Genomic DNA, 12,117 nt, shown 5'->3' on the forward strand with positions numbered 1-12,117 from the left:
GCCTATCTTTGGCGAGGTCTATTTTTTTTTACCTTTTGTCTTAAAATGGCAAAGACAAATACCGGTAAAATGCTCTGCCTCTTGAATCGGGAAGGCTCTGAAACCAATCGATACAACCATTCCAGACCAAGCCTGCGAACCCATAACGGAGCTCTTTTCACTTGTCCCGAAAGAACATCGAAGCTGCCGCCTACTCCCATACTTACATATGCTAAATCAGGATGATTGTAGATCCATTGCTCCTGTTTGGGCGCACCTAGTCCAACCAACAAAATATCCGGAGAAAAATTTCTGATCCTGCCTATGATCTCTTCTTCCTCATCCTTCCCGAAGTAACCATGATGAGTCATAAACTGAACTTTTTCATACTTCTTGCTGAGAAATGATGCTGCCTCCTCCGCTACACCGGGTTTTGACCCTAACAAAAATACTTTTCGTCCCTCCACATCCGCTGCAGCCATGATCTCTGTGGCCAGGTCTATCCCGGTCAGCCTTTCCAGCCTGACCCCTTCCAGGACTTTTGCCGCCCAGATGATTCCGACCCCGTCCGCCAGAATGAGGTCGGCACCATTCACAATATTTCTAAGCTCTTCATTCTTTTCCGCCCTGAAAAGAATCTCCGGATTGGCCGTGACAATCCGGAGATGTTTCTTCGACTTTATCGTCTGACAAACAAGTGTCAGAACTTCAGACATCCGGAATCCATCGATCCGTACGCCCAAAATATTCACTTCATCCATGTCAACACTCCACATCAGCAATTGTCTTTATCTAAAGGATGTTTTCAGTACTTTTCCCGTACCGAGAGCTACACACGAAATCGGATCATCCGCCAAGGTTACCGCCAGGCCGGTCTCTCTGGATATTCTGCTATCCAGCCCATTGATCATCGAACCTCCGCCGGTCATGACGATCCCTTTGTTTAATATATCCGCTGAGAGCTCCGGCGGCGTCCTTTCCAGTACATCCTTAACAGCCGATACGATTGCTTCGATCCCTTCTTCCATTGCCTGGTAGGTATCTTTAGAATGGACCACCACTGTTTTGGGTAGGCCGGTCACCAGGTCTCTCCCTTTTACCTCTACGGCAGCTTCCTCTTCTTCTTTCCCTTCGGGTACCGCAGATCCGACCTTGATCTTGATGTTCTCCGCCGTCCGCTCCCCAATCATTAAGTTATGTTCTTTTCTGATGTAGCGGATAATCGCTTCATCAAGCTTATCCCCGCCAACTCTGATACTTTTCTTAACCACTATGCCGCCCAAACTCAGTACAGCTACATCCGTGGTCCCCCCGCCGATATCGACCACCATGTTTCCTTCCGGACCATAGATATCCAATCCGGCCCCCAGGGCCGCAGCATATGGTTCTTCTACAACCTTGACTTTGCCCGCTCCGGCTTTAAATGCCGCCTGTTTAACCGCTCTTTCCTCGACTTCAGTGACCCCGGAAGGAATACACACAACAACCCTATTCTTCACAAAGGGAATGATTTTAATTCCCGCTTTTTTCAGAAGATATTTTAACATCATTTCGGTTGTTTCATAATCTGCGATAACCCCGTCACGCATTGGCCTGATCGCAATAATATTTCCCGGTGTTCTCCCCAGCATTTTTCTTGCCTCTTCACCAACAGCAATTTTCCGGCCTGTATTTTTATCTATCGCTACAACTGAAGGCTCGTTTAATACAACTCCTTTTCCCCGTACATAAACGAGAATAGTTGCCGTTCCTAAGTCAATTCCCAGATCCATCCCGAACATAAAGTGATACCCCTTTCTCATACATCCAAACAGAGAACGCATCCATTTGAATGATTCTCATGACTTTACTTATTCTTTATTATTCGTTATTTTCCTTTATTTTTCCAAAAAATCTGACGGTTTTTGTCTATAATATCGCATATTGTTTTGTTTTTATATAAGAAAAAGGAAGCGCCTGTTTAACAGACCCTTCCCCTTTTGCCTTAAACTCTTTAATCTTCTTCACTGGAGTGTTTATATTTTCTTTTTGTTGCTTCTCCTCCCCTGATATGCCTCTCTGCTTTGTTGCTGTCAAGTATATTTTTAACTTCAGCGGATAATTGTTTATTGATTTGCGGCAATCTTTCTGTCACATCTTTATGTACCGTGCTTTTTGATACCCCAAATATTTCTGCTGTTCTTCTAACGGTTGAGCTGGATTCCATAATATAAGTGCCAATATCCAGGGCCCTTTTCTTTATATGTTCCTGCACATCCCTCTCCCCTTTGCCTTATACCCAATGTATAGTTCATTTATATGCATGAGCAATCAAAAAAGACATCCAATAAAGGATGTCCTTATTTGGTAATTGCTGCCTGCTTCCGCTTACCTCATTTCTATCTTCACTTTATGAATTAAACCAGACCGTTCTTTCCTTTATCTAAGCTGTTCATAAAGCTATTTTTCCACCTGGCTGATTTCGGTTCCTGTGTAATAATGCTTGAGGATCTCCTCGAAGTTTCTCCCTGCTTTAGCCATATCATTTGCGCCATACTGGGACATTCCAACTCCATGTCCTTTACCGTAAACAGTAAAGATGATTTTATTCTGACTCACTGTCCATTCAAAGTCCGTGGAATTCAATTTCAATTTGGAGCGGAAATCCTTGCTTTCAAATCGTTTGCCCTTAACCGTTAATTGTTTTATCCTGCCTGAACCCGTTTTTTGCATCACAACAATATCAGTTTTACTGAAACTGCCCGCAGAGTCCTTGATTCCCAAAAGCTGATAGAAGGTTGGAATATCATAATCCTGCTTGGCCGCAGATCGTGCCGAATTGCTCTCTTCGGAAGAAACACTGACTAAGTAATTCACTTTATTGCCCCAGACTTCCTGGGAAAATTCCGTAGGCTTGCGTCCGCAGCTGCTAAAGAATAATGCCTCTATTTTTTTTCCCCTGTAAGTGATTACTTTCCCTTTTGTTGCCTGTACCGCACGAGAGAGCTTCTCTTTATATTGCCAATATTTAAAAAATCCCCATTTATCGGACATTTCCCTGTTAGAACACCAGGCTTGAGTTTTTTCTGTCGTATCAACATCATAATCCGCGAGATCCTTGCTGTCTTCTTTTCTCTTCAGCACATATGTTCTTGCCGCTACAGCCTGCGCTTTCAGAGCTTCAGGCTCAAATTCCGCCGGCATTTCTGCGGCCAATACTCCAACCAGATAATCCTCCAATTCCATCTTCTTCATTTTTCCATCCGGCATCAGAACCCGAACTGTGTCATTTTGGTTCTTTTCAATCTGATTCAGGATAGCTGCAATAAAAAAAGAAATCAGTACACATAAAGTCCCTGCAAGCAAAAAAATAGGCAGACCCTTTTTTATCCGGATGTATCTTCTTATTCTCACTTTTTCCTCCCGTGCGGTACAAGCATCAATGATACTTCATTTGTATGCACGAGATGGATTCTATATGATGATTATTTGGCTAAAATGCTTGCGGTCAGTCTATCCGTTCAATCTCCGCTCCGATATTTTTTAGTTTATCTTCGAGGTTCTCATACCCCCGGTCGATGTGATAGATATCTCTGATTTCGGATACTCCACCGGATGTCAATGCCGCTAAAACCAATGAGGCACCTGCCCGAAGATCGCTGGCTACTACTGTCGCGGCATTGAGGGTTTCTACTCCCTGAATGATGGCGCTCCGGCCTTCAATCTTGATATCTGCTCCCATTCTCTTTAATTCATCCACATGCATATACCTGTTTTCAAACACGGTTTCTGTGACAACAGAAGTTCCTTTTGCTCTGGTCAGCATAGCGAGGAAGGGTGCTTGGAGGTCCGTTGGGAACCCCGGGTGAACCTGTGTTTTTATATCTACCGCGTTAAAGCAGCCTTTACCAATTACCCTGATTCCTTCATCTTCTTCCCGATAGATTACTCCGGCCTCGTCTAATTTGGCTAAAAGCGGTTTCAAATGGGCCGGTATGACATTGCGCACCAAAACTTCTCCTCCGCAGGCGGCTGCCATCAGAATATATGTTCCTGCTTCTATGCGGTCCGGTATGACGGTATGAGTCGTCCCGTGAAATTCTTTAACTCCCTCAATTTTAATAATATTCGTCCCCGCTCCGCGTATTTTTCCGCCCATCTGATTAATAAATGTAGCCAGATCTACAATCTCCGGCTCCTGAGCCGCATTCTCTATAATTGTCGTTCCTTCCGCGCAAACGGCAGCCATCATAATATTTTCTGTAGCCCCGACACTGGGGAAGTCAAAATAAATCCGGGTTCCTTTTAATCTCGGTGCTGAAACATCAAGAAAGCCGTGATCCATGCGAATCTCAGCTCCCATAGCTTCCAGGCCTTTAATATGCCAATTTATCGGACGTGAACCAATGGCACATCCCCCCGGGTGAGATATTCTGACTCTGCCTTTACGGGCCAGCATCGGCCCCATAATAAAAATTGAGGCCCTCATTTTGGAGATCAGATCAAACGGTGCTTCAACACTTCCCACATCTTTTATACTGACGGTCAATTTCTCTCCATTGCGTTTAATTTTTCCCCCCAAGGCTTCAATTACCTGGCACATCACTTGAACATCAAGCAAATCAGGGACTTCTTCCAAAACCACTTTATCTTTTGTCAGCAGGCAGGCCGCAATAATTGGTAATACCGCATTCTTGGCTCCGCTTACATCAATTTTTCCTTCAAGTTCCTTGCCGCCAATAATTCTGAATTTGCTCAAATTCCTGTCAACTCCCCAATTCATTCTCCCGATTTACTCCATGGACTAATTCTAAAACTCTTCAATCAGAGCGGGCATTGCCAATATTGTTTTACTTTGCGTATTTTGATCTGCAGCTAAAGACTGAACCGTACTCAGGACTTCGATATTAAATTTGGCACCTTCTTGGGGAAACACGGGAGCATGGGCGCTCCATCCGGTCAGGACCATAATCTTTCCCTCTTGTCCGGATTGATCAACCCTAACCTCATTTAATTCAAAATATTGCTCAAGATCAATACTGGAATTAATTCTTTCCTCAAAAAAAACTTTTACCTTTTTTTTATCGAAATTTCTGTGCAAATACGCCATCATTTTATCTATTTCCGGTTCCTGCTGTCTGTCAACAACTGTTGATATTGTAAATTTAACTGCTTTGTCGCCATACGCATTTTGCAGATCCTCACGCAGCCATTGAATTCCCCCGGCCGTGAGCTTATCTTCGATCAAATGGGCTTGGTCATCATCTTCCGTCCATAGTATATACCTTACTGCCGCCTCTTGACAATCAGTAAGGCCGGAGCCTAACAAATAAGACTTGCCTCCGGCCGTGAATTCATCGTCACCGGCCTTTATGACTGATCCTTTTAATAAGAGTAAAGCCAATATACTTAGTATTATACCAATCACAGCAACATATTGCTTATTTTTCTGGTAATGTTTAGCTCGCTGCCATTTTATTCTCATCTTTCACACCTCTTTTTCACTACTATTCTGACCAAAGAAAAAGAGGCTGAAACATATCTTTCTGATTTATCCTTCAATGCCATTAATAAATTTCTGAATGAATTCTAAAATAAAGAAACTGTTTCTCGGCATTATCGCGAGGAAACAGTTTCTTTTTGATCAGGATTGATGACAATCATATTATTTTTTTTACTCAATGCTTGGTGATTTCGGCAGCTTTCAAACGGGCTACCGCTCTGAGCAAAGCAAGTTCCGCCCGAACCATATCAATCTCTGCGCTTTTTGACGCCAGACGCTGTTCGGCTCTTTCTTTAGCCGCTTTAGCCCTGACAATATCAATGGTATCCGCCAGTTCGGCTGATTCGGCTAAAAGGGTAACCTTATTGCCGCCTACTTCCATAAAGCCGCCGCTCAAAGCCATTCTATTGACCTTGCCGTTTTGGGTAATCCGGATTACTCCAATATTAAGAGTCGCCATCAATGGAGAGTGGTTAGGCAGAATCCCGAGTTCCCCGTCCTCTCCGGGAACCACCAGGAATTCCACTTCATCATTAAAAATTGCACCATTAGGTGATACGACATTAAGAGTGAATGATCCAGCCATGGATTATACAACTCCCATCTGTTTAGCCTTCTCTACAGCCTCTTCAATAACACCGACAAATCGGAATGCTTCTTCCGGCAGATCGTCGTGTTTTCCGTCCAGAATTTCCTTAAAGCTGCGAATTGTCTCTTTAAGTGGAACATACTTTCCTTTCATACCGGTGAATGTTTCAGCAACTGAGAACGGCTGTGAAAGGAATATCTGAATACGGCGGGCTCTTTGTACCAATAACTTATCGTCTTCAGAAAGCTCGTCCATACCAAGAATAGCGATAATATCCTGCAATTCCTTATAACGCTGCAAAATTATTTGCACCCCGCGGGCTACTTCATAATGCTCAGCTCCCACAATATTAGGAGTCAGAAGCTGAGATGTGGAATCCAAGGGGTCGACAGCAGGATAGATACCAATTTCTGTAATAGCACGACTAAGAACCGTGGTTGCATCCAGATGCGCGAACGCAGTCGCCGGAGCGGGGTCAGTCAAGTCATCGGCCGGCACATAGATGGCCTGAACGGAAGTGATTGAACCCTTCTTCGTTGATGTGATACGTTCTTGCAAGTTACCCATTTCCGTAGCCAGTGTCGGCTGATAACCAACGGCTGAAGGCATACGGCCCAAGAGTGCGGACACTTCTGAACCGGCCTGGGTAAACCGGAAAATGTTATCAATAAAGAGCAGTACGTCCTGACCTTGATCATCACGGAAATACTCGGCCATAGTCAGTCCGGACAGTGCTACACGGAGACGGGCGCCGGGCGGTTCATTCATCTGACCGAACACCATCGCCATCTTGCTGATAACTCCGGATTCTTTCATTTCATTCCAAAGATCGTTTCCTTCACGAGTACGTTCCCCTACACCAGCGAACACGGAAAGACCACCATGCTGGGTAGCAATATTATTGATCAATTCCTGAATTAGAACCGTCTTACCAACTCCAGCACCACCAAACAGTCCGATCTTACCACCTTTGGCATAGGGAGCAAGTAAGTCAACAACTTTAATTCCTGTTTCCAGGATCGTATCTGTGGTCATCTGATCTACATACTTAGGTGCTTTACGATGAATAGGATATTTCTTTCCGGAATCAATTTCCGGTAGATTATCAATCGCTTTCCCTAAAACATTAACCATTCTTCCTAATGTCTCCGGGCCAACGGAAACTGAGATTGGCGCACCTGTATTAACTGCTTCCATTTCTCTTGTCAAACCGTCAGTCGAAGACATCGCAACACAGCGCACGGTATCATTACCGAGATGCTGGGCTACTTCCAGTGTCAAATCCATTTTCTTTTCTTCACTTTTAATCGTGATTGCGCTATAGATCTCTGGCAGAGCATCGGGAGCAAACTCAATGTCAACTACCGGACCCATAACTTGAACGACTTTACCTATATTAGACACAAGCTAGCAACCTCCTTCGTTAAGGTTATTATCCGGCAACTACTCCAGCGCCGCAGCTCCTCCGACAATCTCCGAGATTTCCTTGGTAATCGCTGCCTGGCGGGCTCTGTTCATAGCCAGTGTTAATTTAGCAATCATATCCTTGGCATTCTCAGTAGCCGAATCCATTGCAGTCATCTTCGCTCCCATTTCCCCCGCTTTGCTTTCCAGCAAAGCACTAAAAAGCTGGGATTCAATATACTTTGGCAACAGTCTCTCCAGCATTTGCTGAGGTTCAGGTTCAAAGGTATACAACCCTGCCGGCTTTTCGCCGGAGGACTCAATAGGCAGGAGCTTCTGCAAGCTTGGCTCTTGAGTCAGGACTGAAATAAACTTTGAATAAACAAGGTAAACCTCATCCAGTTCACCGGAAGTATACAGTTTAATAACTTCCTGGGCAACCTGTCTAGCAACACCATAATCCGGATTATCACCCAGTCCGGTAATACTTCTGATTACTTCGGCTCTGCCTTTGCCGAAATAATCATTGCCTTTGCGGCCTACCGCTACCAGCCCAACATTTACGCCCTTGTTTTCTTCGAGTAAACTCCGCGTCAGTCTTATGAGGTTTGCGTTGAATCCTCCGCAAAGACCTCTGTCGGATGTCACCAGAATATAGCCTACTTTTTTGACCGGACGTTTTTCCAAAAGCGGATGACTGACATCAGTCTGGACTTGAACCAAACGGGACAAGACATCCTGAATCTGCTTGGAGTATGGGCGGGAAGCGACTACTTTTTCCTGAGACTTGCGCAACTTTGCCGCAGCAACCATTTTCATGGCTTTGGTAATCTGCTGCATATTCGCTACGCTGCGAATTCGTCTGCGAATATCGCGTATTCCTGCCACTTCATTCACCTACTCTTTCTTAGGCCAAAAAGCCTTGTTTGAACTGTTTGATCGCTTCTTCAATCTCTTTAATCAGTTCATTGGAAAGAGCCTTTTCGATACGGATTTTTTCCGGTATAGATGATTTCTGATCGCGCATGAAGCGGAGGTATTCTGTTTCAAATTCTTTCATTCTTTCCAAAGGCACATCATCAATAAAACCACGGGTAGCCGCAAAAATAACAAGCACCTGCTCTTCAACCGCCATTGGCGTATACTGCCCTTGTTTCAAAATTTCCATGGTTTTTTGACCGCGAGTCAGACGGGCCTGAGTCGCTTTATCCAAGTCAGATCCGAACTGGGCAAAGGCAGCCAATTCACGGTAAGACGCCAGGTCAAGACGAAGCTGTCCTGCAACCTGTTTCATCGCTTTAATCTGTGCGGAACCACCAACCCTGGATACGGAAATACCAACGTTGATCGCCGGACGGAAACCGGAATTGAACAGGTCTGATTCCAAGAAGATCTGACCATCTGTAATGGAAATCACGTTGGTCGGGATATATGCCGATACGTCTCCGGCCTGTGTCTCAATGATGGGCAGAGCCGTCATAGACCCGCTGCCTTTTTCTGGAGACAATTTAGCGGCACGTTCCAGCAAACGGGAATGCAAATAGAATACGTCTCCGGGATAAGCTTCACGACCGGGAGGTCTTTTCAAAAGCAGAGAAAGTTCCCGATAGGCAACAGCCTGTTTGGTCAGGTCGTCATAGATGATCAAAACATGCTTGCCATTATCGCGGAAGTATTCTCCCATAGCACATCCGGAGTATGGTGCAATGTAAAGCATCGGCGCCGGTTCTGATGCCGTAGCAACGACAACTAAGGAATATTCCATAGCACCATGCTCTTCCAGTTTCTTCACAACACTCGCAACGGTTGACTGTTTCTGGCCAATCGCTACATAAATACAAATACAGTCCTGGCCTTTTTGGTTGATGATGGTATCAACAGCCACTGCCGTTTTACCGGTTTGACGGTCACCAATGATCAACTCGCGTTGTCCGCGGCCGATTGGTACCATGGAGTCAATTGATTTCAACCCTGTCTGCAGCGGTTCATGTACCGATTTTCTGTCGACAACACCGGGAGCATTGGATTCAATCGGTCTATAACCGGATGCAGCGATTTCACCTTTGCCGTCAAGCGGCTGACCAAGTACATTTACTACACGACCAATCAAAGCATCGCCAACGGGAACTTCCATAATTCTGCCCGTGCGTTTGACTTGGTCTCCTTCTTTAATGGTTTCGTATGGCCCCAAGATAACACATCCGATATTATCTTCTTCCAAGTTCATCGCCATACCGTAGATGCCGCCAGGAAACTCAAGAAGCTCGCCTGACATCGCTTTTTTCAGGCCGTAAATACGTGCAATACCGTCACCAACCTGGATAACCGTACCGACATCAACAACTTCGAGGGCGTTTTCATAGCGTTCTATCTGTTGTTTAATGATTGAACTGATTTCTTCCGGACGCAAGTTCATCCTTTTAGCTCACCCCTACTTCCTGCTGAGGTTTATACGATGATTTCCTCAACTCTTCACGCATGCGCATAAGCGCTGCGGCAATTGAGCCGTCCATCACACGGTCACTAATTTGAAGCCTGGCTCCTCCGATCAACCCTGGGTCAACATCAGTCAACAACCTGACTTGCATACCTGTTGATTGGACAATGATGTCTTTCAGTTTATTCTCCTGATCCGGTGTCAGAGGGGCAGCACTGGTAATCTTCGCTTCGACTACCTGACGTTTTTCGTCGGCCAAACGCGTAAACTCTTTTTGAATATATACAACCAGGTTCTGCCTTCTGCGGTCAACGAGCAGATAGAGAAAACTCCTGGTAATCTCCCCCATTCCCTTAAATAAGTTTTCCAAAAGCTCTTTTTTATTTTGCAGGGAAATATTGGGGTGATTCAGTACATTTCCTATCTCGCCGTTCTGATCAATGATTTCCGCAATATCACGCAACTCAGTATCAATCCGGTCAAGGACTGACATCTCGACCGCGATTTCAAAGAGGGCTTGCGCATATCTGCGAGCTAATGCTCCATTTAACATGGCTTATTCCCTACCTCTTGAATAAATTGGTCTATGAGTGTTTCCTGACCTTCCAGATTAAGTTTTGCCCGAAGAATCTTTTCGGCAACGGCTACAGACATATCGGCCACTTGAGCTTTCACTTCCAAGACAGCGTTGTCACGTTCCCGTTGAATATCGGCCAGAGCGGCCTGCTTCGTCTTTTCAGAATCTATGCGGGCTTCTGCCAGAATCTCACTTGCACGTTCTTCACTAATCTTCGTCGCTTTATTAATGATCTCCTGTGCTTCCTGTCTGGCTTTGCGCATTTCTTCCTGATATTCTTTCTTGATTTTCTCGGCTTCTTTTCTCTCATTTTCGGCACGAGAGAGATTATCCTCAATAAACTGACGGCGTTTTTCCATCATATCCATCAGGGGTCTCCAAGCAAATTTAGCCAGAATATAGACAAGAATCAGGAACGAAAGCATTTGGGCTGGCAGTGTATAGTCAAAGCCGATAAGAGCTCCACCTTCACCACTGGCAGCTTCTGACGCAACCACATGTGCAAAAATTATGCCTAAGGGGTTCAATCGATCCTCCCCTCCTCTCTTCAACTATTGTTCGAAGATTTAACCAGGATCAACGATTTTATTTTGTAAACAGCATGAGAAGTGCGATAACCCATGTCAAAAGAGGAAGCGCTTCGATCAAACCAACACCGATAAACATCATACCTTGCAATGAACCTTTAGCTTCCGGCTGACGAGCCGTGCCTTCAATTGCCCTGGAAATAACGTTACCATTACCCAAAGAAGCTCCCAGAGCCGCAAAACCAGCAGCAAGACCTGCACCTATCATAGCAGCAGCACTTACATCCATGTGAATAATCCTCCTTAGAATTAAAAATCTTTTGTTTTAAACTTTTTTAAAAAATTTTCATGTCTTAGTTTGAACACTATTCAATTTAATGATCCGTACTTACAGCTTGAGCAATATAAGCAATTGTCAGTACTGTAAATACAAATGACTGGATCGCCCCAATAAAGATGCTGAATCCAAGCCAAATAGGCATCGGGAGAATTCCACCGAATACCGATTTGCCAGGCAGCATCAAAATGACGCTGATCAGTACTTCACCTGCAAAGATATTACCAAATAGACGGAAAGCCATGGTCATCGGTTTAGACAGCAAATCAATGAAGTGAATCGGCAGGAAAACCGGGAAAGGTTCAATAAAATGATGAAAATAATGAACCCCTTTATGCTTGATGCCCAGTGAAATAACGATAATGATTGTCAGCAGGGCCAGAGCCATTGTTGTGTTGATATCCGCAGTCGGAGATGCCAAAGTAGCGTGTCCGAATATTTCGTTGAGACCAGCGAACTCTACATGCTTAAAAATGGGTTGAAAGAAATTAGGAATTAGGCCCAGCATATTCGAGAAAAAAATAAACATGATCAGAGTTACCAGGTAACTGAGCATTGGTGCACCCTTTTTATAGTCCATGTTTTCGGCTACAAGCCCTTTTACTAAGTCAATCACCCATTCCAGAATGTTCTGAAGTTTGCCTGGTTTGCCACTTGTCAAATTTCGCACGGCTAAAAACACAAAGATCAGCAAAATAGCCATGGCTATCCAAGTCATCATTAATGTTTTTGCTCTAAATGTCCCGTTTCCCAGATGCCAAAGGAGAATATGCTCCATTCATTGC

General features: G+C 44.6%; 14 protein-coding genes. All 14 read right to left on the minus strand.

Annotation, left to right across the window (positions count from 1 at the left end):
• Positions 1-2 precede the first annotated feature (2 nt).
• The 14 genes from SGLY_RS16325 to atpB all read right to left on the minus strand — a co-directional run bounded on the left by SGLY_RS16325 (position 3) and on the right by atpB (position 12,110).
• Positions 3-740 (minus strand): WecB/TagA/CpsF family glycosyltransferase, encoded by a 738-nt coding sequence (locus tag SGLY_RS16325; RefSeq protein ID WP_013626252.1) that lies wholly within the window; start codon positions 738-740, stop codon positions 3-5.
• Between the two features lie 27 nt (positions 741-767).
• Positions 768-1,760 (minus strand): rod shape-determining protein, encoded by a 993-nt coding sequence (gene mreB / locus SGLY_RS16330; protein WP_041444868.1) that lies wholly within the window; start codon positions 1,758-1,760, stop codon positions 768-770.
• 212 nt (positions 1,761-1,972) lie between these two features.
• Positions 1,973-2,233 carry a sporulation transcriptional regulator SpoIIID gene (gene spoIIID / locus SGLY_RS16335; RefSeq protein ID WP_013626254.1) on the minus strand — a complete coding sequence of 87 codons (261 nt, stop codon included), beginning with the start codon at positions 2,231-2,233 and terminating at the stop codon, positions 1,973-1,975.
• A 185-nt stretch (positions 2,234-2,418) separates the two neighbouring features.
• Positions 2,419-3,372 (minus strand): stage II sporulation protein D, encoded by a 954-nt coding sequence (gene spoIID / locus SGLY_RS16340; protein ID WP_013626255.1) that lies wholly within the window; start codon positions 3,370-3,372, stop codon positions 2,419-2,421.
• A 94-nt stretch (positions 3,373-3,466) separates the two neighbouring features.
• A complete protein-coding gene (gene murA / locus SGLY_RS16345) occupies positions 3,467-4,717 on the minus strand; it encodes a UDP-N-acetylglucosamine 1-carboxyvinyltransferase (RefSeq protein ID WP_041445520.1) in 1,251 nt (416 codons plus the stop codon).
• Between the two features lie 51 nt (positions 4,718-4,768).
• Complete coding sequence (locus tag SGLY_RS16350) at positions 4,769-5,443, minus strand: hypothetical protein (protein WP_013626257.1); 675 nt, start codon at positions 5,441-5,443, stop codon at positions 4,769-4,771.
• A gap of 193 nt (positions 5,444-5,636) precedes the next feature.
• Positions 5,637-6,047: a F0F1 ATP synthase subunit epsilon gene (locus SGLY_RS16355; protein WP_013626258.1), complete on the minus strand. Its 411-nt coding sequence runs from the start codon at positions 6,045-6,047 to the stop codon at positions 5,637-5,639.
• A gap of 3 nt (positions 6,048-6,050) precedes the next feature.
• Positions 6,051-7,454: a F0F1 ATP synthase subunit beta gene (gene atpD / locus SGLY_RS16360; RefSeq protein WP_013626259.1), complete on the minus strand. Its 1,404-nt coding sequence runs from the start codon at positions 7,452-7,454 to the stop codon at positions 6,051-6,053.
• A 39-nt stretch (positions 7,455-7,493) separates the two neighbouring features.
• A complete protein-coding gene (atpG, locus tag SGLY_RS16365; RefSeq protein WP_013626260.1) occupies positions 7,494-8,342 on the minus strand; it encodes an ATP synthase F1 subunit gamma in 849 nt (282 codons plus the stop codon).
• 19 nt (positions 8,343-8,361) lie between these two features.
• Positions 8,362-9,870, minus strand: coding sequence for a F0F1 ATP synthase subunit alpha (gene atpA, locus SGLY_RS16370; RefSeq protein ID WP_013626261.1), 1,509 nt, complete (start codon positions 9,868-9,870; stop codon positions 8,362-8,364).
• A gap of 4 nt (positions 9,871-9,874) precedes the next feature.
• Positions 9,875-10,444 (minus strand): F0F1 ATP synthase subunit delta, encoded by a 570-nt coding sequence (locus SGLY_RS16375; protein WP_013626262.1) that lies wholly within the window; start codon positions 10,442-10,444, stop codon positions 9,875-9,877.
• Positions 10,438-10,995 (minus strand): F0F1 ATP synthase subunit B, encoded by a 558-nt coding sequence (gene atpF, locus SGLY_RS16380; RefSeq protein ID WP_013626263.1) that lies wholly within the window; start codon positions 10,993-10,995, stop codon positions 10,438-10,440. Before atpF ends, SGLY_RS16375 begins: the two co-directional genes overlap by 7 nt.
• 58 nt (positions 10,996-11,053) lie before the next feature.
• A complete protein-coding gene (atpE, locus tag SGLY_RS16385; protein ID WP_013626264.1) occupies positions 11,054-11,284 on the minus strand; it encodes a F0F1 ATP synthase subunit C in 231 nt (76 codons plus the stop codon).
• Positions 11,285-11,369: 85 nt separating this feature from the next.
• A complete protein-coding gene (gene atpB / locus SGLY_RS16390; RefSeq protein ID WP_013626265.1) occupies positions 11,370-12,110 on the minus strand; it encodes a F0F1 ATP synthase subunit A in 741 nt (246 codons plus the stop codon).
• Between the last annotated feature and the right edge of the window lie 7 nt (positions 12,111-12,117).

This window comes from Syntrophobotulus glycolicus DSM 8271 (assembly GCF_000190635.1).
GTDB lineage: Bacteria > Bacillota > Desulfitobacteriia > Desulfitobacteriales > Syntrophobotulaceae > Syntrophobotulus > Syntrophobotulus glycolicus.